This is a genomic window from Bradyrhizobium sp. UFLA05-109 (assembly GCF_054185165.1).
In genome coordinates, this window is record NZ_JBBIAR010000030.1 from 1 (window position 1) to 25006 (window position 25006).

The window sequence follows — 25006 nt, forward strand, 5'->3', positions numbered from 1 at the left end:
CAAGCTTGCCGGCGGCGTCCACCGTCTCGACGGCCAGCTCATGGTCGTTCTCGATGTCGATCGCGTTCTCGAACTCGCGCCCGAAATGATGGCGGCCTGAGACGACGGTCAGCCCACCGACCGACCTGCAATTGGAAGTGTCCCGCCGGGGACAGGAAGTAGAGGCTCACATGAGAACTTGTCTCGTCGTTGATGACTCCAGTGTCATCCGCAAGGTTGCGCGCCGCATCCTGGAAGGCCTCGACTTCCAGATCCTCGAAGCCGAGGATGGCGAGAAGGCGCTGGAAGCCTGCAAGCGCGGGCTGCCCGATGCCGTGCTGCTCGACTGGAACATGCCGGTCATGGACGGCTACGAATTCCTCGGCCACCTGCGCCGCATGCCCGGCGGCGACCAGCCCAAGGTGGTGTTCTGCACCACCGAGAATGATGTCGCGCATATCGCGCGCGCGCTGCATGCCGGTGCCAACGAGTACATCATGAAGCCGTTCGACAAGGACATCGTGACGGCGAAGTTCCAGGAAGTCGGCCTCATATGACCGTGCTGCCCGAGGGCTGAACGGATCCTTCGGCGTTTGTTTTCAACTGAACCGTTCCAGTCTGAGTTGGTGAGTAATGAGTGTTGCGTTCGCTGGAAGTTCGACTGTCAGTCCGTCGCGGGAAGGGCCACTGCGCGTGATGATCGTCGACGATTCCGTCGTCATCCGCGGTCTGATCTCGCGCTGGATCGGCGCCGAGCACGACATGGAGGTCGCGGCCTCCTTGCGCACCGGACTTGAGGCGGTCAACCAGCTCGAACGCATCAACCCCGATGTCGCCGTGCTCGACATCGAAATGCCCGAACTCGATGGCCTCACGGCGCTGCCGCAGCTTCTGGCCAAGAAGCGCGATCTCGTCATCATCATGGCCTCCACGTTGACCCGGCGTAACGCGGAGATCAGCTTCAAGGCGCTGTCGCTGGGCGCGGCCGATTACATTCCGAAGCCGGAATCGACCCGCGAGGCCTCCGCCGCCGACATCTTCCATCACGACCTGATCCAGAAGATCCGTCATCTCGGCGCGCGGCTGCGCAGGAAGGCGGCGGTCGCAAGCCCGTCGCTCGCGCCCGCGAGCCCGGCTCCGCTTGCGCGCGAGCCCGCCGCGCGTCCCGCGGCACCGGCACCGGCTGCTCCGGCGGCTTCCGCCGCCTCGCTCGTCAAGCGCTCGTTCTCGACGCAGGCCCCGAAGGTGCTGTTGATCGGGTCCTCGACCGGCGGGCCGCAGGCACTGATGTCGCTGGTGACCGAACTCGGTCCGGTGATCGATCGCTTCCCGGTGCTCATTACCCAGCACATGCCGCCGACCTTCACCACCATTCTGGCCGAGCATCTGGCGCGCTCGAGCCGCAGGCCCGCGCATGAGGCGATCGATGGCGAGGCGGTGAAGCCGGGCCAAATCTATCTGGCGCCGGGCGGCAAGCACATGCGCGTGGTGCGCAGCGGCGTTGAGGCCGCGATCGCGCTCGACGACGGACCTGCGGTGAACTTCTGCAAGCCTGCAGTCGATCCGCTCTTCACCTCCGCCATCGACCTCTGGCACGGCGGCATTCTCGCGGTGATCCTGACCGGCATGGGTTCGGACGGCATGCGAGGCGGCAAGGACATCGTCGCCGCCGGCGGCAGCGTGATCGCGCAGGACGAAGCTTCCAGCGTGGTGTGGGGCATGCCGGGCGCGGCCGCGAATGCCGGCATCTGCGCCGCGATCCTGCCGCTCAATCAGATTGCGCCGAAGGTCAATCGGCTGTTTTCGGGAGACCGCTCGTGACGCCGATGGATTATGAATATCTGCGTAAGTTCCTGAAGGAGCGTTCGGGCCTCGATCTCTCCGCCGACAAGACCTACCTGGTCGAGAGCCGGCTCATGCCGCTCGCGCGCAAGGCGGGCCTCACCGCCATTCCCGATCTCGTACAGAAAATCAGGAACGGCGACGCCAGGCTCGCCACCGACGTGGTCGAGGCGATGACCACCAACGAGACCTTCTTCTTCCGCGACAAGGTGCCGTTCGATCATCTGCGCGACACCATCTTGCCTGGCCTGATCCAGGCGCGCGCGGCGCGCAAAAGCCTGCGTATCTGGTCGGCGGCATCGTCGACCGGGCAGGAGCCTTATTCGATCGCGATGTGCCTGAAGGAGAAGGCCGCCGCGCTCGCCGGCTGGCGCATCGAGATCGTCGCGACCGATCTGTCGCAGGAGGTGCTGGAGAAATCCAAGGCCGGCGTCTACAGCCAGTTCGAGGTGCAGCGCGGCCTGCCGATTCAATTGCTGGTGAAATACTTCACCCAGTCCGGCGACATCTGGCAGCTCAATGCCGACGTGCGCTCAATGGTGCAGTTCCGCCAGCTCAACCTGCTGCAGGATTTCTCGCATCTCGGCACCTTCGACGTCATCTTCTGCCGTAACGTGCTGATCTATTTCGACCAGGACACCAAGGCGGTGATCTTCGAACGCATGGCGAAGAGCCTTGAGACGGATGGCACCTTGCTGCTTGGTGCCGCCGAGTCCGTCGTCGGTATCACCGACGCATTCCGTCCCGTCGCCGACCGCCGCGGCCTCTACCAGATCAATCCGGCGCGCGGCGCCCGTCCGGCCGGCGCGTCGATGCTTGCAGGCATGAGGATCGCCGCGGCGCGGTGAGATGCTCTTCTCGCCATTCCGGGCTCGCGACCTCGTCGCGCCCCGGAATGACAGACGCTCACAAGATCGCGTGCGGCAAAAATCGCGAGCTGTTGCCGGTGATGGGGCTCTCGTCCTCGCGGATCGACAGGCCGCACGGCTCGTGGTTGACGAGCCAGCTTCCGACCACCGGATAGAACCCAGAGAAGTTCGGCAGCGGTGACAGCGCCTGGCGCACAAAACCTTCGGCGCCGTAGGGGCCCGCGTGCTCGTCGAGCGAGACACCACCGGAGACCAGCGTGACGTTGGCGCCTTCGCGCGACAGCAGCGGCTTGCGCACGTAGGAGCTGCCGAGCTCGGCCGCGCGCGGATCATCTTCGAAGAAGGCCGGCAGCAGGTTGGGATGGTTCGGAAACATCTCCCAGAGCAGCGGCAGGATGCCCTTGTTGGAGAGCACCGCCTTCCACGGCGGCTCGATCCAGCGCGTCGGCGCCTCCTTGAGCTTGGCGCCGAAGGCATCGTGGAACATCCATTCCCAGGGATAGAGCTTGAAAGCGAGCGCGATGTCGCGGTCGTCGAGATCGACGAAGCCGCCGTCAACCTCGCGCCAGCCGATCTCCTCGATGTCGAGCAGCGTGGTCGCTAGCCCCGCCTGGCGCGCGGTGTCTTCGAGATAAGCGAGCGTGCCGGCGTCTTCTTCGTTGCCGGTCGTGCCGGTGAGATGCAGATGCTGGCCTGCAGCGATCGTCCCCCAGGTCTCGATCAGTCGCTCATGGATGGAGTTGAACTGGTCGGCGCGCGCCGGAATGCTACGCCGCTCGATCGCCTGTTCGAGCCAGGTCCATTGAAACACCGCAGCCTCGAAGATCGAGGTTGGTGTATCCGCGTTGTATTCGAGCAGCTTGGCCGGTGACGTGCCGTCGAACTTCAGGTCGAGCCGGCCGTACAGGCTGCGGTCATCGCGCTCCCAGCTGTCGGCGATCAGGTCCCAGAAGCCCTCAGGGATCTTCAACCGCTCCAGCAGCCGCTCATCAAGGATGATGCGGCCGGCGAGCTCGAGGCACATCGCGTCGATCTCGCCGGTCGGCGTTTCGACCCCGCGCTCGATCTCGTCGAGTGTGAAGGCGTAATAGGCGCGCTCATCCCAGTAGCGCTCACCGTCGATGGTATGGAAGTCGAAGCCGCATTGCTGCGCGGTTTGCTCCCAGTCGTCGCGCTCGGGACAGGCGATCCGCTGCATGCGCTAGCCGCCGCCATGGCCGTGACCATGGCCGCCGTGCCCGTGGACGACATGCAGCGTGCCGCCGAAGCCGCCATAGGTGGCGGGGCGGCAATAGGGTTGTCCGTCGATGCCGGGAACCGCCGTCATTCCGGATCCGCAGTCATAGGGCCGCCGCACAAATCCCATCGAGACCGCGCCGACCGCGGCACTGCCCATCAAGGTGAGCACGACCCGTCGCGAACGTTTCATGTCACTTCCTCCCGCCCGCAGTTAAGCAGACCGGCCAATGGCGGTGAATTCAAAAGTTGGCCCGGCTCACCCGCTCCCCGAAAAGCCGAAGGCATGTGCGAACGAGCCGAAGCCGCCCCGCGTCACGCCGCCGGAGCTCGAGTCGGACGAGCCACCGGATGAGGAATGACTCGACGAATCGCTGCTGAAGAAGCTCGAGCGCGATGACCAATGGCCACCGCTTCCGCCGGACGAGCTTCGGCTGGTGCAGGCCGTGTTGGGTTGCGCCGGCGCCGCCATGCCAGGCGGGTCGCAGTTCTCCCGCGGCATCAGCGCGTAGGCGGTGGTGCCGACCGCGATCGTGCCCATGACCAGCAGCGCGACATGGCCGGAGCGTTTTACCGGCTCCTTTGGTGGCAGCGGCAAGGGCTGTGGCCGACGCTTGCCGAACTCCTTGTTGGGGCGCTTTTCGGCCATGGTCAGTAGATCATGCAGGCGGCATTCAAGAGGCCTGCGGCGAGCGAGGAAAGGCCGAGCCAGATCGCGGGCGCCATGTCGCCCGCGGCGATCCGCGCCGAAAGGTTCGGCACCGGCACCTTCACCACGTAGAACACGACGACCTGGACGATCAGTGCGATGAACGCCCAGATCAGGCAGTCCACCACATTGGCTGAATGTGCGATGGCACTGAACAGAGGTGCGACGAAGCCGAGCAGGCTCAGGCCCAGCGCGATCGCGGCGGCCGGATCATTGTCGCGGATGAGTTGGAATTCGTTGTGCGGCGTGATGCGGGTGTAGACGAACAGATAGGCCACGATCGCCACCAGCCCGGTGCAGAAATAGACGAGAAAAGCGGGCAGCCCCGCGAGCGATTGCAGAATCATCAGTCGTTCCCCCGAGCACACTTATCCTGCGGATAATTTCGTGACTTGTCATCCAGGATTTAAAGTTCCTTGCGAGCAATAACGTTCGCTTGCAACTTGAGCGTTTTTCATTCGGCCCGAGCCCAAGGAGCGGTTCAATGCCTGCAATTGCGTTTTCCAACAATGACATTGCCGTTGTTGCCTGGACGTTCGACCGTCACCTCGATGGCTGTCTTGGCTTTGCGATCCACCAGATCGATGTCGACGCCGGGAACCACGAGACGGTCCTGCCCGCGCTTGCGCGATTTGCCAATCAGAATACAGCCGCGAAGCTGACGACCGAGCAGGCGCCGGTCCAGAAATTCTGGTGGAAGGATCTCTTCGCCAGGCGCGGCGGCACCTATCAGTATCGCATTGTTCCCATGGGTGGCGCGCCGGGCCAGACGTTGACGCCGCTTGCAGGGATCACGCCGCTGCTCAGCAACCAGGTCACGCTGACGCCAAGCCGACCGCCCTTCAGCGCATATTTCAACCGCGGCATCACGGCAACCCAGGCGCTGTCGCAAGCCCTGCATGGTCACCCCAGCATCGACGCGCTGCAGCCTCACATCCTCGATCCCGGCGATCCGATTCGCATCCACCTGATGGGACAGTTGCAGGAAGGCCTGACGTCGCTTCTTGCCCGGGCCGACAAGAACGGTGGCGTTATTCATGCCGCGCTCTACGAGCTCAACGATCCGAACGGGCTGGAGAAGCAACTCCGGGCCAATTCCCACAGTCGCAACGTTATCCTCGGCAACGAGCAGGCACCGGACAGCGACGACGCGGACAAGGCCAATCGCGCCGCGCTGAAGGCGGCCGGCGTCAACGTGATCGACCGCATCCTCGGCAAGGGCGACATCCCGCACAACAAGTTCATGGTCCTGACCCAGAATGACACGCCGATCGCCACGCTGTCGGGTTCGACCAACTGGACCAGCACCGGCCTGTGCACCCAGACCAACAATGCGCTGGTGATCGAGTCGAAGGACGTCGCGCAGCGCTATCTCGACTATTGGACGGCGCTGAAGGCCGACGTCGACGCGGCCCAGGACGACAAGAGCAGATTGCAATCGCCAACCCTGCGCAAGTTTGCGCATGGCAACAACGACAAGTCGATCGCGTCACCGATCAGCCTCGGCAACGGCGTGACCATCGAGCTGATGTTCTCGCCGAACACGCCGCACAAGCTATCGAAGCATCCCGACACACCCAACGACATGGGGCGGGTGTTCGAGCTGATGAGCGGAGCCAAGCAGGCGATCCTGTTCCTGGCGTTCGACCCCGGCAACAACTCGATCCTCGATCAGGCCGGCCAGCTCTTGAAGGAGAAGCCCGACCTCTTCGTGCGGGGCGCGCTGACGAGCCCCGTGCGCGCGAAGAATTTCTCCGCAGCGCTGCATTCGGGTGGCGCAACTGAAGCTGCCGACGATGAAGACGACTCGTCGCAGGGATCGCAGGGCGGCGTGACCGTGGTCGGCGAATCCGGCAAGCCAAAGAAGCAAGGCGCTCCCGGTGAGATCGATTTCCGTGCCGTGCCAGCAGGGGCGGTGACGTCGCACGATGCCTTCGGCGCCTGGGAAGGCGAGCTTGCCAAGTTCGGCTTTGCCATCATCCACAACAAGATCGTGGTGATCGATCCGTTTAGCGACGACTGCGTTGTCGTCACCGGCTCGCACAATCTCGGCTTCCGCGCCTCCCACAACAACGACGAGAACATGGTCATCGTCCGCGGCCATCGCGGGCTGGCGGAGGCCTATGCCTGTCACGTGCTCGATCTCTATGATCACTACGCTTGGCGCTTCCTGCTGCAGACGCATCCGGAGGTGTTCGGCAAGCCGCTGCAAGGCGACGATACCTGGCAGGAGCGCTACATCCAGGGACCAAGCGTCAAGTCGCCGGAATTGAGGTTCTGGCTTGCGGCGGCGAGCAGAGGCATTGCGTCCGCTTCGCACAAGCCGGCGGCCAATCCGATCGCTCTGGCGGAATCAGGGGCGCAGCCGAAGCCTGCCGGCGCCAAACCCAGCAAGCCAAAGAAGGCTCCACAGGCGAAGGCGGCCTCGCAGAAGCAAGGCAAGAAGCCCGCGAAAGCATCGAAAAAGACCGCAGGGAAGGCTTCCAAGAAGATTGCTGCGAGCGCGAAAAAGGCGAGCAGGAAGCGGAGCCGTTGATAAAAACGGCCACGACTGGCCATTCCAAAAACGAAAACCCCGCCATTTGCGGCGGGGTCCAGTCGGGGAGGAGCGAGCCGTTCGGCTCGCGACAGAAGCAGGTCTTAAGCCGGGATCCGCTCGTCGGCCTCGTGCGGCTCGCGCAGCACGTAGCCGCGACCCCACACGGTCTCGATGAAGTTACGGCCTTCGGAGGCGTTGGCGAGCTTCTTGCGGAGCTTGCAGATGAAGACGTCGATGATCTTCAGCTCCGGCTCGTCCATGCCGCCATAGAGGTGGTTGAGGAACATTTCCTTGGTGAGCGTCGTGCCCTTGCGGAGCGAGAGCAGCTCCAGCATCTGGTATTCCTTGCCGGTCAGATGCACGCGCTGGCCGCCGACTTCCACCGTCTTGGTGTCGAGGTTGACGACGAGGTCGCCGGTCTGGATGACCGACTGGGCATGGCCTTTGGAGCGGCGCACGATCGCGTGGATGCGGGCCACCAGCTCGTCCTTGTGGAACGGCTTGGTCATGTAGTCGTCGGCGCCGACGCCGAGACCCTTGACCTTGTCCTCGATGCCGGCGAGGCCGGAGAGGATCAGAATCGGTGTCTTGATCTTGGAGACCCGGAGCTGCTTGAGCACGTCGTAACCGGACATGTCGGGCAGGTTGAGGTCGAGAAGAATAATGTCGTAATCGTATAGCTTACCGAGATCGACGCCCTCTTCCCCCAGGTCGGTCGTATAGACGTTGAAGCTTTCAGACTTCAGCATCAGCTCGATCGACTGCGCGACGGCGCTGTCATCTTCTATCAGCAAAACGCGCATGCCAGTTCCCCATAGTCGCCGCTCCGGGCGTCAGGTCGGCCGCATTCGCGGCACTCAACAAAACGCCTTTGAACAACTGATTCGGATCCTGACGTCACATGGTTAACAAAGTCTGATTCTGGAACGCAAGAGCCCGCGGTGCAATTTTTGTCGAATCGCCCTAAGATGTTGCGCAGAAGCAGTTTTCGTTACTCGGTTCCGTTCAAGTTCCACTTTAAGAGACGGGCCTAACCGACTCTCGCGACTCCCCTTCTTCTGTCGGGCAGGCGCTCAGTCACAAAGACAGTGACGCAATGATTAATGATGCGGGTAAACACGAAGTTAAGCGCCGTTCAGAAATGTGGCGAAATTTAAGGGTTTCGTCATGAAGGGCCCGGATGAAGGCTGAGTCATGAAGGCGCTTGCCGAGCAGATCGGGGACATCGACGGCGTCAATATATACGGTCGCGTCGTCGGGGTACGCGGCCTGATGGTCGAGGTTGCCGGTCCTATTCACGCGATGTCGGTCGGTGCGCGGCTCGTGATCGAGACCGGCGCGAACCGCTTCATTCCCTGCGAGGTGATCGGTTTTTCCGGCAACAACGCTGTCGTGATGCCGTTCGCCGGACTCGAGGGCGTGCGGCGCGGCTGCAAGGCTGTCATCGCGAATGCCGCCAACCAGGTGCGGCCGTCAGCGGCCTGGCTCGGCCGCGTCGTCAATGCACTGGGCGAGCCGATCGATGGCAAGGGGCCGCTGCTGCAGGGCAGCTCGCCGATGCCGTTCCGCAATTCGCCGCCGCCGGCGCATTCGAGGAAGCGCGTCGGCGCGCCGCTCGATCTCGGCGTGCGCGCGCTCAACACGTTCCTGACCTGCTGCCGTGGCCAGCGCATGGGCATTTTTGCCGGCTCCGGCGTCGGCAAGTCCGTGCTGTTGTCGATGCTCGCGCGCAACGTCGACGCCGATGTCAGCGTCATCGGCCTGATCGGCGAACGCGGCCGCGAGGTGCAGGAGTTCTTGCAGGACGATCTTGGTGAAGAGGGGCTGGCGCGCTCTGTCGTCGTGGTCGCGACATCAGACGAGCCGGCGCTGATGCGGCGCCAGGCCGCGTATCTGACGCTTGCGATCGCCGAATATTTTCGCGACGAGGATCAGGACGTGCTGTGCCTGATGGACTCCGTGACTCGCTTTGCCATGGCCCAACGCGAGATCGGCCTCTCCGCCGGCGAGCCGCCGACGGCCAAGGGCTATACGCCGACCGTCTTCACCGAACTGCCGAAGCTCCTGGAGCGCGCAGGTCCCGGCATGGGAGTTGGTGCCATCACCGCAATCTTCACGGTGCTGGTCGATGGCGACGACCATAACGAGCCGATCGCGGACGCCGTCCGCGGCATCCTCGACGGTCACATCGTGATGCAGCGCTCGATCGCCGAGCGCGGGCGCTACCCCGCCATCAACATCCTCAAATCCGTCTCCCGTACCATGCCGAAATCGGCCGACCCGCAGTTCTGGCCGACCATTCAGAAGGCTCGCCAGGTGATGGCGACCTATGCCGACATGGAGGAACTGATCCGGCTTGGCGCCTACCGGGCGGGGGCCAGCCCCGAGGTCGACGAGGCGATCCGGCTCCATGAGCCGCTGGAGGCGTTCCTGCGGCAGCGCAAGGACGAAAGTGCCGGTTTGGCGGATGGCTACCGCCAGTTGGCGCAAATCCTCCAGAATTTGGAAACGGAACGCTAACTTTGTCAGGCCATCATCCGCTCCAGAGAGTAGCAGAGCCGGTCGGGGCCCAATTTCGGGATCGGGGGGGCCGGTGTTGTCCCACGTGCAGCTAGGGGACTTCTGGGGAGTACGAGTCGATGAAGTCACGTGAAACGCTCATTCGCCTGAAGAAATTTCAGGTCGACGAGAAGCGCCGCAGGGTCACCCAGATCGAGAGCATGATCGCGGACTTCCAGCGCATGTCAGTCGATCTCGAGCGCGAGATCCTGACCGAGCAGGAGCGCGCCGGGATCAACGATCCCTCGCATTTCGCCTACCCGACCTATGCCAAGGCCGCGATCCAGCGCCGCGAGAACCTGACCCGCTCGGCGGACGAGCTGAGGGGCCAGCTCGAAGAGGCCAAGGGCGCGTTGGCCGAGGCTTTTGAGGAGTTGAAGAAAGTCGAGCTCCTGGACGAGCGCGACCAGGCGCGCGAGCGCGCCGAGGAGAGCGCCCGCGAGCAGGCCGACCTCGACAGCATCGGCCTGATGCGAGCCCGCATGGGCGCCATCGCCTAACGCTCTTCGCGACAGCCAGGGAATAGCGTGAGCCCGGCCCCGAAAGGGGTCCGGGTTTTTCGCGTGTGATGTCCACAGCGTGGCGCCCGGCCCCTTTGTGGCGGGGTTTGCTGCGCGCTATGGTGGTGGGGTTGCAGGGGCCTCGCGGGAAAGCGACGGGGCGGCGCGTTGGGGGACTGAATGCTGACGCCAGCAGATCTGGTCTGGCTGATCGCAGCGGTGGCGAAGGGCGACGAGGCGGCTTTCGAGCGCCTCTACGGTGCCACGCGCGCGAAACTCTATGGCGTCGTGCTCCGTATCTTGCGCCGACAGGACCTCGCGGAGGAGGTCATTCAGGAGACCTACGTCAGGATCTGGAGCAGTGCGGGCCAGTTCAATCCGGCGCTGTCCTCGCCGATCACGTGGATGGCGTCGATTGCGCGCAACCGCGCCATCGACCTGGTGCGCAAGAAGACCGAAGCCTCGATCGAGGAGGAGCCGCAGGCGATGGAGGTTGCCGCCGACAGCCCCGATCCGCTCGCGCGGCGCGAGATGACGGAGGAGTTGAAGCGACTCCTGGAATGTGTCGGCCGGCTCGAGCCGGACCGCCAGAAGCTCGTGCTTCTCGCCTATTACAACGGCTGGAGCCGCGAGCAGCTGGCGGAGAAGTTTTCTGCGCCCGTCAACACGGTGAAGACGTGGCTGAGGCGCAGCATGATGGATATCCGGGAGTGCCTTGGATTGTAATTGATGGCCTACACTGAGGACCATATCGCGCTCGCCGCGGAATATGCACTCGGCACACTCGATGCCGACGAGCGCGCGCAGGTCGAGACCATGATGGCGGTGGACAAGGAGTTCGCCGGCCTCGTGCAGGCCTGGCAATTGCGGCTGGGCGTGTTGAACCAGATGGTCGGCTCAGTCGAGCCGCGGCCGATCGTGTGGGAAAACATCAAGGCCGCGATCGAACCGATTCGGGCAACGGAGGAGCCGCAGGCGCTGCCCGAGGCGCCGACGTCTCCGCTGCCGGAGCCGCCGGCCGAGCCGGACACTGCGCCGCAATTCGTGCCACAAGTCCATACGCCGCCCGAATTTACCTTGCCGCAGGTGCCGATCGTCGACGACACCAACGTCATCTATCTCGAAGGCCGCGTGAAGCGCTGGCGCAGCATCGCTTCCGGCCTCAGTGCGCTTGCCGCCGCGCTCTTTGTGGTGCTGTCGCTTCAGATCCTGAAGCCCGATGCGCTGCCTGGTGCGCTCCGTCCCGCGCCGCGGATCCAGACCGTCGAGGTGAAGACGCCGGCCACGCCGCTCACGCCGTCGTCGCAATATGTCGCGCTGTTGCAGGGACAGGGTGGCGGCCCCGCCTTCATCCTCACCATCGACGGCGCGACCAAGAATTTCACGGTCCGCAAAGTGGGCGCCACTCCGGAGCCGGGCAAGAGCTTTGAGCTCTGGCTGATCTCCGACAAGCTGCCGCGCCCGCGCTCGCTCGGCGTGATCAACAATGGCGATTTCACCGCGCGCCCGGTGCTCGCCGGCTACGATGTCGACGTCATCAATGCCGCCACCTACGCCGTCACCGTCGAGCCGGCCGGAGGCTCGCCCAGCGGCCAGCCGACATCCGCGCCGGTATTTTCCGGCAAGCTGATCGAGACCGTGCCGCCGTCTCAGCCGCAGGCGCCCGCAGGCGCAAACAAGTAGCGACGCCGTCGATTGGGCTACGCTCTAACCTGCCCATCTTCGTCATTCCCCACGTAAGCGGGCAATCCAGTACGCCGCGGCTCTTCCGTATCCCGTCACTGCCTCTGGAATACTGGATCGCCCGCTTTCGCGGGCGGTGACGGTTGAGAATGTGGTGAGCGCGTTCTCAACACTCGCAATGGCCGCGCCCGTAATTCTACGGCCTGCTTTGTCGTCATGGTCCATCTTTACGTCGTATTCCGACAATCCTGGCGGACTCCAGCGCCCCATTTGAACCTCCTTCCGTTTCACTGCGTCAAATCCGCGCAATTTGGCAGTGCCGGCGCGGTTGGCGCCGGAGTGAAGGGGCGAGAGATATCGAATGCTGGATCCAGCGAAGCCGCCGGGCATCTTCATTCATCAGTATACGGGGCTGCCGCGCGGTCCGGCGTTCGAGCACTGGCGTGAGCGGGCTTTCGGATCGTGCGGGCTCGACGTCGCGCCGAGCCGCGGAGACAGCATTGATTGCCGCCTTCAGGTCAGCCTGGTCGGCAACATCGTGCTCGGGATTCCCGAAGGCGCCTCCGCTCAGTTCTCGCGCACGCAAGGAGGCCTCGCCGACGGCTGCGATGACCTCGTGCTGATCTCGGCGCATTCGGGCCTCGTCCGCGTGCAGCAGAACGGCCACACACTCGAGCTCGCGCCGTCGCAGATGGTGCTCGCTGATCTCAGCGTCACCGGCACGGTCGGCCATACTGAGCAGGACCGTTTCACCACCATCCGCATGCCGCGCCGCGCACTGCTCGAGATCAATCCGCGCGCCGAGGAGAAGATCTCGCAACTCCTCTCCGACGGCGCGGTCGCCGAAACCATCACGCGCTATCATACGCTCGCCGCCAATCACGCGCCGCTTCTCGATGCAGTCGGCCAGCGCCTCACCGCGCAGCACATGGTCGATCTCGTCGGCCTCCTGCTCGGCACCGATGCGGAGCAGGCGGCGCTTGCCCGCGGCCGTGGTCACGCTGCCGTGCGTCTCGATCTGATGCGCGCCGACGTGATGTCGTCGCTCGGCCGCAACGATCTCAGTCTGTCGGAAGTCGCCGGACGCTCGGGCCTCAGCCCGCGCCAGGCGCAGCGCCTGTTCGAGCAGGCCGGCACAACTTTCACCGAATTCGTACTCGAGCAGCGCCTCCTGCTCGCGCGAAAGCTGTTGCAGGATCCGCGCTCGCGCGCACGCAAGATCAGCGACATCGCGCATTCCTCGGGCTTTGCGGATCTGTCCTATTTCAACCGCGCCTTCCGCAAGCGGTTCGGTACGACTCCGTCGGAGCTGCGCGAGGCGTGATCGCGCCGATATCTGCAATCATGTCGTGAATTCGGCACCGGCGCACGCCGCGCGTGAAGTTGAGACGTTTTGTCGCCGTCAAAAGCGACAAAGCGCTTCACCGCGAAGCTGCTTTGGCGCGCCGCGAAACACGCCTGAAACATTCGCCTCGCATCATCATCAGATTGAGCGGCGCTTTTCGCGCGCAAATATGCTGATCGTCGACGAGCTTTGTCGGTATTCGAAGCACGTTTTTGAAGAAGTCATTTTGAAGGTCACACTGACGTGACCGGGAGGGTCTCATGGGCGGGTTCATTGACCGGCCGTTTGCCCTGTTAGCCTTGCTGATGTCTGCTCTATCGGCGCCGCTCGCGTCGGCGCAAACCATCGAGCAACCTCCGACCAGCCTGGCATTGGCGAGCACCGATGCGAGCGTTCTCGACATTCGCCTGTCAAAGCCGCTCTCGCGCGGCGAGGAATCGGCGCTCAGGCCAAAGGATCGCTTCAGGGAATGCGCGCATTGCCCTGAGATGGTGGTAATCCCCGACGGCACCTTCATGATGGGCGCGAGCGCAAGAGAGGTGGGAAGTACCGAGGACGAGCGGCCGCAACACCAGGTGACGGTGCAGCGCTTTGCGGTAGGGAGCTGGCCCGTCAGCGTCGAGGAATGGAGCGCCTGCGTGGCGGCCAAGGCGTGCAGTCCTCATCCGACCGAGCCGGAGTACGCGGGCGATCCCGTGAGCGGCATCCTCTGGCAGGAGGCAAACCACTACGTGCAGTGGCTGTCGCGATTGACGGGCCGTTCCTACCGGCTCCCGAGCGAAGCCGAGCGCGAGTATGTTGCGCGCGCCGGCACGACCACCGCATTTTGGTGGGGCGATGGCGCCGATCCGCATCTCGCCGATATCGCGGCCGCCGATCTGGTCGCCGATATCGGAATCGTGACGATCGCGACCACGGCATCCACGCCGCCCTCGGCGAATCCTTTTGGCCTCTTCGAGGTCCATGGCGGCGTCTACGACTGGGTCGAGGATTGCTGGCACGATAACTACGTCGGAGCGCCGAATGACGGCTCGGCATGGTTCGCGGATGATTGTAAAGGCCACGTCCTGCGCGGCGGTGCCTTCGGCCGCGCCCTCCAGACGCGCCGCTCCGCCGCGCGCCTCTGGTTTGGTCCGCCGAACCGGATGAGCTATATGAGTGTGCGCGTGGCGCGGACGCTGGGGCCGTAGGCGGCGCAGGCAGGACTTGAAGCAGGACTTGAAGCAGGACTTGGGATGGCGCGTGTCATTGTGCTCGGTGCCGGGTTCGCGGGGCTTTGGGCCGCCATCGGCGCTGCCCGCAAGCGCGACGAGGTCGGTGCGGCCGGCAGCGACGTCGAGATCCTCGTCATCGACCGGAATCCCTATCACAACATTCGCGTACGCAATTACGAGGTGGATCTGAGCGCGGTCGCGCTTCCACTGTCGCAGCTGCTCGATCCGATTGGTGTCGATCACAGGCTCGGTGACGTCCAAGCCATCGACGCTGCGAAGGGCAGCGTGACCCTTGCTGCGAACGGCGCGCGCGAGATTGTGGCCTATGATCGGCTGGTGCTGGCGCTCGGCAGTGAGGTGCCGCGGCCGGATATTTCCGGTCTCGCCGAGTACGCCTTCGATGTTGACACTTATGCAGCCGCCGCCCGGCTCGAGACCCATCTTGCCGCGCTCGGCGGTAGCGCGCCGGCGCCGGGGCGAACGACGGTCGTGGTGGTCGGCGCCGGCTTCACCGGCATCGAGGTGGCGGCCGAGATGCCGGACCGGCTCGCGCGCGCCGGCATCGCTGGCTGCCGCATTATCCTGGTCGATCCGAACCCGGTTGTCGGCGCGACCATCGGCGAGCGTGCCCGTCCCGTCATCAACGAGGCGCTCGCAGCGCTCGAGGTCGAGACGCGTCTCGGTGTGCGGGTTGAGGCGATGGATGCGGCCGGCGTCCGCTTGAGCTCTGGCGAAGTCATTCCGACGCAGACGGTGATCTGGTGCGCGGGCATGCGTGCGAGCCCGATCGCGTCGACGCTGCCGGTCGAACGGGACCGTCTGGGCCGTATCCTGGTCGATCCCTTCATGCGCGTTGCCAGTCTCGCTCACGTCTTCGCGGCAGGTGATGTCGCCTCGAGCGTCGTCGACGGGCTGCACCCGACCGTGATGTCCTGCCAGTTCGCGCGCCCTATGGGCCGCTTTGCCGGCCACAACGTGGTCGCCGATCTCGTCGGCCAGCCGCTGCTGCCGCTGCGGATCGACTGGTACGTGACCGTGCTCGATCTCGGTGGCTGGGGCGCTCTCTATACTGAAGGCTGGGACCGCGAGGTGCGCACGACGGGGGCAGCGGCGAAAGCGACCAAGCAGATCATTAATCACCAGCGCATCTACCCGCCACTCACCGGCAGCAAAGAGGATTTGTTCGCTGCTGCTGCACCGACCGTTCAGGCGCCGCCCCCGACCTACGGGGCTTCGGGGGGCTCTCGTTAGCTCAACAGCGATGATCGTGTGGCGGGAGCTTGCGCCACCTCTCGGTGTCATCGTCCGCGAAAGCGGACGATCCAGTATTCCAGAGGCGATGAATGGATACGGAGAGGTTGCGGCGTATTGGATTCCCCGCATTCGCTTTCGCGGGGAATGACAGCTGTATTTGAGGCGAGACGTTCGCGATGTCTGTTGAAGCGAAATCGTCCCCGCAGACATGAGAAAGCGCCCGTGGGGGGCGGGCGCTTTCTGTAGTCGACTTGGGGTTGGGGTCGTCTACATATCCACATGGCGACTTTGGGGGGCTGGTAAAGAGCCACGTGAATTCCTGAATTCCGTCAAATCTCCCTAGCGAACGAGTGAAGCGTTCGTACTGGTGATCACAACCGGCTTACCGGCCTTGATGACGCGGGCGGTCTGGGTCATGCCGTCATCGGAACCCGATCGCGCCGTGATGCCGAGGCCTGCCACTGCGATGCCAGCAACGAGAGCGACGACCACGATCTTAAGATGGGTCGATCGATCCGCGCTGTAGATCGAGTGGTTCATGGAAGCCTCCTGCCGCCATCTACCGAAGTAGTCGCCGACTTCAACGGCGAGGTTCATGCCTTCGGTGCCCAACAACGTAGTATTGGGTGGATTCGTTCCCAAGAGGCGTTCACAAGGGCGTGAAAAGACGTGAACGACCGCGATCCAAAAAATCGCGACCATGAATATTTATTCAGGTAACTCAGGCTGTTAGCTGTATGGCGGGAGTTCCTGAGCCAAATCAGCGGGTTGTCCTAAAATCGCAAAAACCATTTGCCTGTGGCGAAAAAACACGAATGGAAATCGGGCAAATCAGAAGCAAATCAGATGCTTCCGACGGTTTTCAGCCGCGCCCGCGGATGGATTTCTGCCTGCGACAGCACGGTGGTTTGGGCGCGGAACCGCTCCACCAGGGAACGCACGAAGGGACGAATTGCCGCAGAGGTGACGAGCACCGGCGCCTCGCCCTCGCGCGCCGCACGCTCGAACGCCTCGCGCACGGCCGTCATGAACTCGGAGAGTTTCGAGGGCTGCATTGCCAGACTGCGCTCCTCGCCCTGGCCGATGATCGATTCGGCAAAGGCCTGTTCCCATCTCGCCGACAGCGCGATCAGCGGCAGGTAGCCGTTGAAGGACGTGTTCTGCGCGCAGATCTGCCGGGCGAGGCGGGCGCGGACATGCTCGACCATGGTCGAGGGGTTGCGCGAGAAGGCGAGCGAGTCGGCGATGCCTTCCAGAATGGTCGAGAGATCGCGGATCGAGATGCGTTCGGCGAGCAGGAGTTGCAGCACGCGCTGAATGCCCGAGATGGTGACCTGGCCCGGTACGATGTCTTTGACCAGCTCGCTCTGCTCCTTCGGCAACTCCTTGAGCAGCTTTTGCACCTCACCATAGGACAGCAGGTCAGACATATTCGTCTTGAGCAGCTCGGTGAGGTGGGTGGAGAGCACGGTCGCGGCGTCCACGACGGTATAGCCCTTGAGCGAAGCCTCCTCCTTGAGGCTGGCATCGATCCAGGTCGCGGGTAGGCCGAACGTCGGTTCAGTGGTGTGGATGCCCGGCACCTGCACCTGGTTGCCCGCGGGGTCCATCACCATGAATTGGTTCGGCCAGATCTTGCCGGTGCCGGCGTCGACCTCCTTGATCTTGATGATGTAGGTGTTGGCCTCGAGCTGGACGTTGTCGAGGATGCGGACGGCCGGCATCACGAAACCCATCTCGATGGCGAGCGAGCGGCGGAGCGCCTTGATCTGCTCGGTGAGGCGGTCGGTGCCGTCGGGTCCGTTGACCAGTGGCAGAAGCGCGTAGCCGAGCTCGATCTTGAGATCGTCGATCTTCAGCGCCGCGGATATCGGCTCCTCGGCCGCGGCGGCGCCAGGCGCGCCGGGCGTTCCTGGAGCGGGCGCGGCCTTGGCGGCTTCCTCGGCCCTTGCTGTGGTCCGCTTGTGGTTGCGCGCCGACCAGGCGAGCGCGCCGGCGCCGGCGCCCAGCGCAAGGAAAGGGATGGTTGGGATGCCCGGCAGGATCGCCAGTACGATCATCACCGCCGACGACATCGCCAGCGCCTGCGGATAGCCGGAGAACTGCTTCATCAGCGCCTTGTCGGCAGCACCGGAGACGCCGGCCTTGGAGACGAGCAGGCCGGCGGCGGTCGAGACGATCAACGCCGGCACCTGGGTGACGAGGCCGTCGCCGACGGTCAGCAGCGTATAGCTGCGCCCGGCGTCGGCAAAGGAGAGGCCCTGCTGCGCGACGCCGATGATCATGCCGCCGACGACGTTGATGAAGACGATCAAAAGACCGGCGATGGCGTCGCCGCGGACGAATTTCGAGGCACCGTCCATGGCGCCGAAGAAGCCGCTCTCGTCCTCCAGCGCCTTGCGGCGCTCCTTGGCGACCTTCTCGTCGATCAGTCCGGCGGACAGGTCGGCGTCGATCGCCATCTGCTTGCCGGGCATGGCGTCGAGGTGGAAGCGCGCCGCGACCTCGGCGATGCGGCCCGAACCCTTGGTGATGACGACGAAGTTGACGATGATCAGGATGGCGAAGACGATGATGCCGATCACGAAATTGCCGCCCATCACGAAGTTGCCGAAGGCTTCGATGACGTGGCCGGCCGCATCCGTGCCCTCGTGGCCGCGCGACAGGATCAGGCGGGTCGAGGCCATGTTGAGCGACAGTCTCAACATGGTCGAGATCAGCAGAATGGTCGGGAAGGCGGAGAATTCAAGCGGCGCCTGGATGAACAGCGACGTCATCAGGATCAGGATCGAGAGCGTGATCGAGATCGCCAGGAAGAGATCGAGGATAATCGAGGGCAGCGGCAGGATCAGCACCACCAGGATGGTGAGGATGCCGAGCGCGAGCGCGATGTCGCCGCGCTTGAGGATGTTGCCAATCTCGGCGAGGGAGGGGAGGCCGGGCTTCGGGCTGCCCATGCCCTTACCCGCGGTGACGTCGACCATGGTTGCTGCCTCCCCGCGCGATTGCCGCCCACGCGCGCCAAACGTCTGCGCGGCGGCCGATGGGCCACCGTTCCGAAAGTGAGGCACCGCACTGGCGTCCACGGGGGGTCTCCCGTTCTACGCGGCCGACGACACTCGACTTCACCCGGCAATTTTTGCCCGGTGTATGGTTAGCAAAGGGTTAACGGGGGAGGCGGCTGGGCGAAATGGGGCCATTTGGGTTGTCATTCGGGGTTTGGCTCTTCGAGCCCCCGGAATGACTGGTGCGATGGAGGACGTGCCTACTTCGCCTTCTGCATTTTCGTCACCGTATACCCCGACGCCGCTTCCTCGGCCTCGAACGTGACCTTGTCGCCCACCCGGACCTGCTTCAGCACCGCCGGGTCCTTGACGCGGTAGACCATGGTCATGGGCTCATCCATGCCGAGGCTTTTCGCCGGTCCGTGCTTGAGCGTGATCTTTCCCGCGCCCTCGTCGATCTTCTTGACCTCGCCGCTGATCGCGGCGCCCCCGGCCGCGAGGGCGCCGAGAGACGGGCCGATGCTAAGCACCAGCGCGGCAGCGATGCGGATGAAATTGTTGATGGGAGGCTCCATTGCTCACTTCACGGTGACGTGGCCGACCATGCCGTAGTCGCGGTGATCGGGGATCAGGCAGGAAAATTCGAACGTGCCGGCCTTGGTGAATTTCCAGACGATCTCGGTCGTTTTGCCCGGCGCGAGCCGTACGCCATTGGGGTCGTCGTGCTCCATGTGCGGATGCTTCTTCATCACTTCGGCATGCGCGAGATTCTCTTTGGTCGTAGCGAGCAGGAATTCGTGGTCCTCCTTACCGACGTTGCGCAGCACAAAGCGGATCTGCTCGCCGTGCTTGACGCTGATGCGCGAGGGCTCATAGGCCATCTCGCTCAGCGCGATCTCGATGGTGCGTGCCGGCTTGTTGGGATCGCCGGGCTCGCCAGCCGAAAAGGTCTCATGGGTGTGATGCTCGTGTGCGAGTGCAGGGGCGGCCAAAAGCGAAAGTGCCGCAAGTATGATCATCGTCGTCTTCTTCATCTTGTTCTCCAGTTGGTGGTCGTCGAAACGTTCGTTCACATCTTCATTTTCTTCATCGGTACGTTTTGCTGCCGCTCCGGCTCCGCGGCTGGCGAAGCGACCTCATAGGCGACGGTGCCTTGCGGGAATTGATAGGGGCCGGGGTCGCTGTAATCGTCACGCGCCATCTCCTCGCGGATCTTCATCACCGTGAACATGCCGCCCATCTCGATCGGGCCGAACTGTCCGGCGCCGGTCATCATCGGCAGCGTGTTGTCGGGCGCGGGCATCTCCATGTTGCCCATCGCCATGCCCGACTGGCCCATTACCATGGCGTCGGGCGCGAGCTTGCCGACCGGACGCGCGAGATCCTTCTTCGAGACGCCGATGAGATTGCGCATGTCGTGGCCCATCGCATTCATGGTGTGATGCGACTTGTGGCAGTGGAATGCCCAGTCGCCGGGATTGTCGGCGAGAACGTCGAATACGCGCACGGCGCCGACCGGCACGTCGGTCGTCGTCTCCGGATATTGCGCACTCTCGGGAATCCAGCCGCCGTCGGTGCAGGTCACCGCAAAACTGTGACCATGCAGATGGATCGGATGGTTGGTCATGCTGAGATTGCCGATGCGCACGCGCACCTTGTCGCCGAGCCGCACCGGCAACGGATCGATGCCGGGAAACACCCGCGAATTCCAGGTCCACATGTTGAAATCGGTCATCTCGTTGACCTTGGGCAAATAAGTGCCGGGGTCGACGCGATAGGTGCTCATCACGAAGACGAAGTCGCGGTCGACGGGACGGAAATCTCGATCGCGCGAATGCACGACGATCATGCCCATCATGCCCATCGCCATCTGCACCATCTCGTCGGAATGCGGGTGGTACATGAAGGTCCCGCTCTTCTTCATCTCGAACTCGTAGACGAAGGTTTTGCCGGGTGGGATGTGCGGCTGATTGAGCCCGCCGACGCCGTCCATGCCGCTCGGCACGATCATGCCGTGCCAGTGCACGGTGGTGTATTCGGGCAATTTGTTGGTGACGAAGATGCGGACCTTGTCGCCCTCGACCGCCTCGATCGTTGGCCCCGGCGACTGGCCGTTATAGCCCCAGAGGTTGACCTTCATGCCTTCGGCGAATTCGCGCACCACGGGCTCGGCGACGAGATGGAATTCCTTCCAGTCGCCGTTCATGCGGAACGGCAGCGTCCAGCCATTGAGCGTGACGACGGGGCGATAATCGGGGCCGCTGCTCGGATGCAACGGCGGCTGCATCACCACCTTGTCCATATGTGTGGCTTCCGGAATTGATGCCGCCTGGACGCGGCCGCTGATCGCTGACGCGCCTGCAAGTGCGGCGGTGCCCAAAAATCCTCTTCGGGAAAACATGCTGGCCTCCGTCTCAGTGTCCGCCATCGCCAGGCGCTGCCGCGGCGATGGTCGTGGCATCGTCGGTGCCGCCCGCAGGTGCGCCGCCGCCGTTGACGGCGGTCTGCAACTCGGACTGCGCGAGAAAGAATTTTTGCTTCGCGTCGATCGCCCCGCGCAGCGAGGAGAGGCGCTGGCGCGCCTCGGTCAGAAGCGCGAAGATATCGACCTGCATGCTGGAGAAGCGAAGCTGCATCTCCTCTGTGATGATTTTTCGCAGGGGCAGGATCTCACGCTGGTAGTGGCTGGCGATGTCGTAGGTCGAGCGATAGGCACGGTAGGCGTCGCGCGCTTCGGAGCGCACAGTGATGGCCCGCTCGGTCAGCCGGTTGAAGGCGAGATTGTAGGTTTCGGTCACCTGCCGCACGCGCACCTCACCGCCATCGAAGATCGGGATCTGGAACTGCACGTCGAAGCCGCGCTCGCGGAACGGCGCGCCTTCCGGATCCTGGGTGCGGCGGGAGACGCCGGCGAGATCGAGCAGCGTGACGAAGCGCGTCGCTTCGGTGAGATTGAGCGATTTTGCCAGCGCCGTGAGCTCGAGCCGCGCGATCTGCAGGTCGATGCGATGAGCCACCGCATCGGTCTCGACGGAGGTCAGCGCGAGCGGCCGGCGCGGCAGCGGCGGCAACGCGTTGGGCAGGCGGAAGTCGAGCCCGTCGTCCCACAGCCCCATCAGCCTCGCGAGCTTTTCGCGCGCACTCGTTGCTGTCTGTCGGGCAGTGGCGAGATCGGCCGTGGTCTCGGCGTAAAACACCTGCTCGCGGGCCTGATCGAGCTTGTTGATCGATCCGGTCTCACCGAGCTTCACGGCGAGCTGCGCGGTGGACTCCGCCGTCGATTTCGCGTCGGCCAGCAGTGCCACCATCTCGTTGGCGGCGACGGCGCGGACATAGCCGCGGCGCACGTCGGCGGCGAGCCGCAGCGTTGCCAGTGCCGCGCGCAGCTGCGCCTGGTGGAAACGGTCGCGGGCGATGTCGGAGCGGAACGGCAGCGTCGCCAGTGCCAGGATATCGCCGATGACCTGGCGCTCGATTTCGCTGGCGCCATCGCCTGAAATCCGCGAGACCGAAAAGACTGGATTGGGCGGCAGGCTTTGCTCGACGAGATCGGTCTCGGCCAGTGCCAGCTCGTCATAGGCAGCTTGCAGCCCCTTGTTGTTGATCAGCGCGATCTGCACGGCGGCATCCGCGCTGAGCGTCCGCGACAGCAGGCGGCGAACGCGATCGTTGACTGTATCGGCCCCCTCGGCCGTCCGCACGAAAGCGACATCCTTGTTGATGCTCCGGCTGGTCAGGTCTGCAACAGTGCTCATGCCGCTGTCGGGCGAGAACGCGGCGCAGCCGGAAAGGCCAAGTGCGACGAATGCGAGCAGGCCGCGCGCGAATGGTTGTTCCATGGCGCGTTCCTACTGGTCCGCTTTGGGTTGAGGCGCGACACTGTCGTTGCGCTCGCGCCATGGCGCCGGCATTGTCGGTCGCAGGCTGGTGTAGGGCGCGATCGTCGAGCGATAGCCGACGCGCGCGACCTTGGCCGCGGGATCGGCAGGATCAGCGCTCGCCAGCGGTGCGGTGGTCGCTGGCATGCAGCCGGACAATGCGAGCGCCGTTGCGGCTAGGATCGGCCGAATGAATCCAAAGTGCCATCCACGCGCCGCAGATGCGACGGCGAGCTTCGCCCCGAAAAGGGTAAGCATGGGTAATCCCTGATCTGTCTGATGACCACGAGCCCGCGCGCAGGTTGCGCGAGGCCTCACGTCGTGACGTCAGGTCAGGCGATAGGGGGACGGTAGAGCAGGGGCGGCGCCTCGCTGTGCAGGCTCACCGCGATCTCGGGCGCACAGGCCGAAATCGGCTGCACCGGCTTGACGACGTCGGGCAGGGCGGCCGGCAGCGCGCTCGCGCACATCATGGCGCAGCAGGGGCCAGGTGTGCCCTTGCCGTCATGATGATGTGGTGCAGGTGCATTCTGCCCAGCGGTCTGGTGATGCGCATGCGCGGCAATGTGATCATGGCCGCCGTCGGCGTGCATCCCGCTCGCACCATGATGGTGCTCCGGCGCGAGAACGACTGTCTGCAAGTCATCGCCAAGGCACGGCGCGGGACCGCTGCCCCACGCAAGCGCGGCTGCCGGCGCGAGGACGCAGAACAGATAGGCGAGGGCGACGAACCACCCCACCCTGATCCGCATCGATCGCGTCAATTGCAACAACATCCCGTCGACATGTCCGTTGCGCGGCCATGATGCACACGCAGATTGCAAATTAATGGCAAAGCCCGGTTCCGCCAAGCTCTTCTTACCGCAGCGCACCGCGCATGCCCAATATCGCAGCATGATGCTTGACCGCAAGGCGGTCAGCGAAGAAGGTCGCGCCGTGCACGCGCCAAATCACCCGCAGCGACCGGCCGGCTTCACCCCTGATTCACGTCAGGCCTGGGTGCGGCTCGTGCTTGCGCTCGTGATCGGATCGATCGGCGCCGTCGGCATGTGGGCGGTCGTGGTCGTGATTCCCGTGGTGCAGGCCGAATTTGCGGCCACGCGCGGCGCGGTGTCGCTGGCCTTTACGCTCATGATGTTCGGCTTCGGCCTTGGCGGTGTGATCGCAGGCAAGATCACCGATCGCTTCGGCATCGTGCCGGCGATGGCGATCAGCATCGCCTTTCTCGGCGTCGCCAACGTTCTGGCTGGGCTGTCGACCCAGCTCTGGCAGTTCGTGGCGGTGTATTTCCTGATCGGGCTCGGCACCTCCGCAACGTTTGCGCCGCTCATGGCGGAAGCCTCGCACTGGTTCGAGCGCTATCGCGGACTCGCCGTGACGATCGTCGCCAGCGGCAATTATGTCGCGGGCGCGATGTGGCCGCCGATCGTGAATTGGGGCGTGCAGACTGCCGGCTGGCGCATGACCCACATCGGCATCGGCATCGTCTGCGCAAGCACGATGACGATGCTGGTTCTAGTCCTGCGCGCCCAGATCGGCGACGACAAGGTTCGCAATCACGCCAACGCGCCGCCGCCGCGCGTCGATCTCGGGCTGTCGACCAACACGCTGACGGTGCTGCTGTCGATCGCCTCGATCTCCTGCTGCGTCGCGATGGCGATGCCGCAGGTCCACATCGTCGCCTATTGCGGTGACCTCGGCTACGGCGTGGCGCGCGGCGCGGAGATGCTGTCGCTGATGATGGGCTGCGGCATCGTCAGCCGGATCGGCTCGGGCTACCTCGCCGACAAGATCGGCGGCATCCCCACGCTGCTGATCGGCTCGCTGGCGCAGTGCTTCGCGCTCGGGTTCTATTTGTTCTTTGACAGCCTGACCTCGCTCTACCTGATCTCCGCGATGTTCGGCCTGTTCCAGGGCGGCATCGTGCCGAGCTACGCCATCATCGTGCGCGAGGCGATGCCGGCAAGCGAAGCTGCGACCCGCGTCGGCATCGTGATCTTCGCCTCCGTGTTCGGCATGTCCTTCGGCGGCTGGGTATCAGGCCTGATCTTCGATGCCACCGGCTCCTATGCTGCCGCCTTCGCCAACGGCGTGGCGTGGAACGCGCTGAACATCGGCATCGTCGCGCTGCTCCTGATCCGCTCGCGCATGAACGCTGCGAAGGCCGGTCCGGGGTTTGCGACCTGAGGCTGGGAGCGATCTCGACAGACCCTCCATCAAAACTTGAAAAACAACCCCATGCACAGTAGGAGAGGCTGGCCGAGTTAGATCTACTGATTTACCGAAATAAACTTGACGCGTCGGGCAAATCAGGGGTAAAAGAGGATCATCGCGCAATCTGCATGACGGAAGGGACAGCCTGAGAATGGAGCACGGCGGGCGTCTATCAGCGCG

25 protein-coding genes and 1 pseudogene are annotated in these 25006 nt (G+C 64.0%); 13 read left to right on the forward strand and 13 right to left on the reverse strand.

The window, feature by feature from the left end:
• The 4 genes and pseudogenes from Q3C01_RS22185 to Q3C01_RS22200 all read left to right on the forward strand — a co-directional run.
• Nucleotides 1-100 (forward strand): annotated as a pseudogene (locus Q3C01_RS22185) (chemotaxis protein CheW); the annotation flags it as partial.
• Between the two features lie 70 nt (nt 101-170).
• A complete protein-coding gene (locus tag Q3C01_RS22190) occupies nt 171-536 on the forward strand; it encodes a response regulator (protein ID WP_007600538.1) in 366 nt (121 codons plus the stop codon).
• A gap of 76 nt (nt 537-612) precedes the next feature.
• Nucleotides 613-1800 carry a protein-glutamate methylesterase/protein-glutamine glutaminase gene (locus tag Q3C01_RS22195; RefSeq protein WP_458147433.1) on the forward strand — a complete coding sequence of 396 codons (1188 nt, stop codon included), beginning with the start codon at nt 613-615 and terminating at the stop codon, nt 1798-1800.
• A complete protein-coding gene (locus Q3C01_RS22200) occupies nt 1797-2669 on the forward strand; it encodes a CheR family methyltransferase (RefSeq protein ID WP_458147434.1) in 873 nt (290 codons plus the stop codon). Before Q3C01_RS22195 ends, Q3C01_RS22200 begins: the two co-directional genes overlap by 4 nt.
• 58 nt (nt 2670-2727) lie before the next feature.
• Here Q3C01_RS22200 and Q3C01_RS22205 read toward each other — a convergent pair whose 3' ends face one another.
• The 4 genes from Q3C01_RS22205 to Q3C01_RS22220 all read right to left on the reverse strand — a co-directional run bounded on the left by Q3C01_RS22205 (nt 2728) and on the right by Q3C01_RS22220 (nt 4982).
• Entirely contained in the window at nt 2728-3888 is a 1161-nt protein-coding gene (locus tag Q3C01_RS22205) for a glutathionylspermidine synthase family protein (RefSeq protein ID WP_458147435.1), read from the reverse strand.
• 3 nt (nt 3889-3891) lie between these two features.
• Nucleotides 3892-4119, reverse strand: coding sequence for a hypothetical protein (locus Q3C01_RS22210; RefSeq protein WP_458147436.1), 228 nt, complete (start codon nt 4117-4119; stop codon nt 3892-3894).
• A 66-nt stretch (nt 4120-4185) separates the two neighbouring features.
• Nucleotides 4186-4575: a hypothetical protein gene (locus Q3C01_RS22215; RefSeq protein ID WP_458147437.1), complete on the reverse strand. Its 390-nt coding sequence runs from the start codon at nt 4573-4575 to the stop codon at nt 4186-4188.
• Between the two features lie 2 nt (nt 4576-4577).
• Nucleotides 4578-4982 carry a DUF350 domain-containing protein gene (locus Q3C01_RS22220; protein WP_458147438.1) on the reverse strand — a complete coding sequence of 135 codons (405 nt, stop codon included), beginning with the start codon at nt 4980-4982 and terminating at the stop codon, nt 4578-4580.
• 137 nt (nt 4983-5119) lie between these two features.
• Between Q3C01_RS22220 and Q3C01_RS22225 the strand changes: the two genes are divergently transcribed.
• Nucleotides 5120-7171 carry a phospholipase D-like domain-containing protein gene (locus Q3C01_RS22225; RefSeq protein ID WP_458147439.1) on the forward strand — a complete coding sequence of 684 codons (2052 nt, stop codon included), beginning with the start codon at nt 5120-5122 and terminating at the stop codon, nt 7169-7171.
• Between the two features lie 104 nt (nt 7172-7275).
• On the opposite strand, the gene ctrA is transcribed toward Q3C01_RS22225, so the two are convergent.
• On the reverse strand, nt 7276-7977 hold the full coding sequence (gene ctrA, locus Q3C01_RS22230; protein ID WP_016848562.1) for a response regulator transcription factor CtrA: 702 nt from the start codon (nt 7975-7977) through the stop codon (nt 7276-7278).
• A gap of 391 nt (nt 7978-8368) precedes the next feature.
• Between ctrA and fliI the strand changes: the two genes are divergently transcribed.
• From fliI to Q3C01_RS22265, 7 genes are all read left to right on the forward strand, one after another.
• Nucleotides 8369-9694, forward strand: a complete 1326-nt coding sequence (gene fliI, locus Q3C01_RS22235; protein WP_458147440.1) for a flagellar protein export ATPase FliI — start codon at nt 8369-8371, stop codon at nt 9692-9694.
• A gap of 119 nt (nt 9695-9813) precedes the next feature.
• Entirely contained in the window at nt 9814-10233 is a 420-nt protein-coding gene (gene fliJ / locus Q3C01_RS22240) for a flagellar export protein FliJ (protein ID WP_458147441.1), read from the forward strand.
• 180 nt (nt 10234-10413) lie between these two features.
• Entirely contained in the window at nt 10414-10959 is a 546-nt protein-coding gene (locus tag Q3C01_RS22245) for a sigma-70 family RNA polymerase sigma factor (RefSeq protein ID WP_458147442.1), read from the forward strand.
• A gap of 3 nt (nt 10960-10962) precedes the next feature.
• Nucleotides 10963-11916 (forward strand): anti-sigma factor, encoded by a 954-nt coding sequence (locus tag Q3C01_RS22250; RefSeq protein WP_458147443.1) that lies wholly within the window; start codon nt 10963-10965, stop codon nt 11914-11916.
• Nucleotides 11917-12277: 361 nt separating this feature from the next.
• Nucleotides 12278-13240 (forward strand): helix-turn-helix transcriptional regulator, encoded by a 963-nt coding sequence (locus tag Q3C01_RS22255; RefSeq protein ID WP_458147444.1) that lies wholly within the window; start codon nt 12278-12280, stop codon nt 13238-13240.
• Between the two features lie 281 nt (nt 13241-13521).
• A complete protein-coding gene (locus Q3C01_RS22260) occupies nt 13522-14451 on the forward strand; it encodes a formylglycine-generating enzyme family protein (RefSeq protein WP_458147445.1) in 930 nt (309 codons plus the stop codon).
• Nucleotides 14452-14496: 45 nt separating this feature from the next.
• The gene (locus Q3C01_RS22265; RefSeq protein ID WP_458147446.1) at nt 14497-15726 is read left to right on the forward strand and encodes an NAD(P)/FAD-dependent oxidoreductase; all 1230 of its coding nucleotides are present in this window, start codon (nt 14497-14499) and stop codon (nt 15724-15726) included.
• Between the two features lie 342 nt (nt 15727-16068).
• Here Q3C01_RS22265 and Q3C01_RS22270 read toward each other — a convergent pair whose 3' ends face one another.
• The 8 genes from Q3C01_RS22270 to Q3C01_RS22305 all read right to left on the reverse strand — a co-directional run bounded on the left by Q3C01_RS22270 (nt 16069) and on the right by Q3C01_RS22305 (nt 23388).
• Nucleotides 16069-16269, reverse strand: coding sequence for a hypothetical protein (locus Q3C01_RS22270; RefSeq protein WP_458147522.1), 201 nt, complete (start codon nt 16267-16269; stop codon nt 16069-16071).
• A 302-nt stretch (nt 16270-16571) separates the two neighbouring features.
• Nucleotides 16572-18713, reverse strand: coding sequence for a flagellar biosynthesis protein FlhA (gene flhA, locus Q3C01_RS22275; RefSeq protein ID WP_458147447.1), 2142 nt, complete (start codon nt 18711-18713; stop codon nt 16572-16574).
• Nucleotides 18714-18994: 281 nt separating this feature from the next.
• On the reverse strand, nt 18995-19297 hold the full coding sequence (locus Q3C01_RS22280; protein ID WP_458147523.1) for a copper-binding protein: 303 nt from the start codon (nt 19295-19297) through the stop codon (nt 18995-18997).
• Nucleotides 19298-19312: 15 nt separating this feature from the next.
• On the reverse strand, nt 19313-19768 hold the full coding sequence (locus Q3C01_RS22285; RefSeq protein ID WP_458147448.1) for a cupredoxin domain-containing protein: 456 nt from the start codon (nt 19766-19768) through the stop codon (nt 19313-19315).
• A 35-nt stretch (nt 19769-19803) separates the two neighbouring features.
• On the reverse strand, nt 19804-21135 hold the full coding sequence (locus Q3C01_RS22290) for a multicopper oxidase family protein (RefSeq protein ID WP_458147449.1): 1332 nt from the start codon (nt 21133-21135) through the stop codon (nt 19804-19806).
• A 13-nt stretch (nt 21136-21148) separates the two neighbouring features.
• Nucleotides 21149-22573: a TolC family protein gene (locus Q3C01_RS22295; RefSeq protein WP_458147450.1), complete on the reverse strand. Its 1425-nt coding sequence runs from the start codon at nt 22571-22573 to the stop codon at nt 21149-21151.
• Between the two features lie 9 nt (nt 22574-22582).
• Entirely contained in the window at nt 22583-22870 is a 288-nt protein-coding gene (locus Q3C01_RS22300) for a hypothetical protein (RefSeq protein WP_458147451.1), read from the reverse strand.
• A gap of 74 nt (nt 22871-22944) precedes the next feature.
• The gene (locus Q3C01_RS22305; protein WP_458147452.1) at nt 22945-23388 is read right to left on the reverse strand and encodes a hypothetical protein; all 444 of its coding nucleotides are present in this window, start codon (nt 23386-23388) and stop codon (nt 22945-22947) included.
• 121 nt (nt 23389-23509) lie between these two features.
• Between Q3C01_RS22305 and Q3C01_RS22310 the strand changes: the two genes are divergently transcribed.
• Entirely contained in the window at nt 23510-24799 is a 1290-nt protein-coding gene (locus Q3C01_RS22310; RefSeq protein WP_458147524.1) for an MFS transporter, read from the forward strand.
• Nucleotides 24800-25006: the final 207 nt, after the last annotated feature.

What these genes read in the sequence shown, in the direction of transcription:
- Q3C01_RS22190 (WP_007600538.1), top strand. Translation starts at nt 171, where the DNA reads ATGAGAACTTGTCTCGTCGTTGATGACTCCAGTGTCATCCGCAAGGTT.
- Q3C01_RS22195 (WP_458147433.1), top strand. Translation starts at nt 613, where the DNA reads ATGAGTGTTGCGTTCGCTGGAAGTTCGACTGTCAGTCCGTCGCGGGAA.
- Q3C01_RS22205 (WP_458147435.1), bottom strand. Translation starts at nt 3,888, where the DNA reads ATGCAGCGGATCGCCTGTCCCGAGCGCGACGACTGGGAGCAAACCGCG.
- Q3C01_RS22210 (WP_458147436.1), bottom strand. Translation starts at nt 4,119, where the DNA reads ATGAAACGTTCGCGACGGGTCGTGCTCACCTTGATGGGCAGTGCCGCG.
- Q3C01_RS22215 (WP_458147437.1), bottom strand. Translation starts at nt 4,575, where the DNA reads ATGGCCGAAAAGCGCCCCAACAAGGAGTTCGGCAAGCGTCGGCCACAG.
- Q3C01_RS22220 (WP_458147438.1), bottom strand. Translation starts at nt 4,982, where the DNA reads ATGATTCTGCAATCGCTCGCGGGGCTGCCCGCTTTTCTCGTCTATTTC.
- Q3C01_RS22225 (WP_458147439.1), top strand. Translation starts at nt 5,120, where the DNA reads ATGCCTGCAATTGCGTTTTCCAACAATGACATTGCCGTTGTTGCCTGG.
- ctrA (WP_016848562.1), bottom strand. Translation starts at nt 7,977, where the DNA reads ATGCGCGTTTTGCTGATAGAAGATGACAGCGCCGTCGCGCAGTCGATC.
- fliI (WP_458147440.1), top strand. Translation starts at nt 8,369, where the DNA reads ATGAAGGCGCTTGCCGAGCAGATCGGGGACATCGACGGCGTCAATATA.
- fliJ (WP_458147441.1), top strand. Translation starts at nt 9,814, where the DNA reads ATGAAGTCACGTGAAACGCTCATTCGCCTGAAGAAATTTCAGGTCGAC.
- Q3C01_RS22245 (WP_458147442.1), top strand. Translation starts at nt 10,414, where the DNA reads ATGCTGACGCCAGCAGATCTGGTCTGGCTGATCGCAGCGGTGGCGAAG.
- Q3C01_RS22250 (WP_458147443.1), top strand. Translation starts at nt 10,963, where the DNA reads ATGGCCTACACTGAGGACCATATCGCGCTCGCCGCGGAATATGCACTC.
- Q3C01_RS22255 (WP_458147444.1), top strand. Translation starts at nt 12,278, where the DNA reads ATGCTGGATCCAGCGAAGCCGCCGGGCATCTTCATTCATCAGTATACG.
- Q3C01_RS22260 (WP_458147445.1), top strand. Translation starts at nt 13,522, where the DNA reads ATGGGCGGGTTCATTGACCGGCCGTTTGCCCTGTTAGCCTTGCTGATG.
- Q3C01_RS22265 (WP_458147446.1), top strand. Translation starts at nt 14,497, where the DNA reads ATGGCGCGTGTCATTGTGCTCGGTGCCGGGTTCGCGGGGCTTTGGGCC.
- Q3C01_RS22270 (WP_458147522.1), bottom strand. Translation starts at nt 16,269, where the DNA reads ATGAACCACTCGATCTACAGCGCGGATCGATCGACCCATCTTAAGATC.
- flhA (WP_458147447.1), bottom strand. Translation starts at nt 18,713, where the DNA reads ATGGTCGACGTCACCGCGGGTAAGGGCATGGGCAGCCCGAAGCCCGGC.
- Q3C01_RS22285 (WP_458147448.1), bottom strand. Translation starts at nt 19,768, where the DNA reads ATGAAGAAGACGACGATGATCATACTTGCGGCACTTTCGCTTTTGGCC.
- Q3C01_RS22290 (WP_458147449.1), bottom strand. Translation starts at nt 21,135, where the DNA reads ATGTTTTCCCGAAGAGGATTTTTGGGCACCGCCGCACTTGCAGGCGCG.
- Q3C01_RS22295 (WP_458147450.1), bottom strand. Translation starts at nt 22,573, where the DNA reads ATGGAACAACCATTCGCGCGCGGCCTGCTCGCATTCGTCGCACTTGGC.
- Q3C01_RS22300 (WP_458147451.1), bottom strand. Translation starts at nt 22,870, where the DNA reads ATGCTTACCCTTTTCGGGGCGAAGCTCGCCGTCGCATCTGCGGCGCGT.
- Q3C01_RS22305 (WP_458147452.1), bottom strand. Translation starts at nt 23,388, where the DNA reads ATGTTGTTGCAATTGACGCGATCGATGCGGATCAGGGTGGGGTGGTTC.
- Q3C01_RS22310 (WP_458147524.1), top strand. Translation starts at nt 23,510, where the DNA reads ATGCTTGACCGCAAGGCGGTCAGCGAAGAAGGTCGCGCCGTGCACGCG.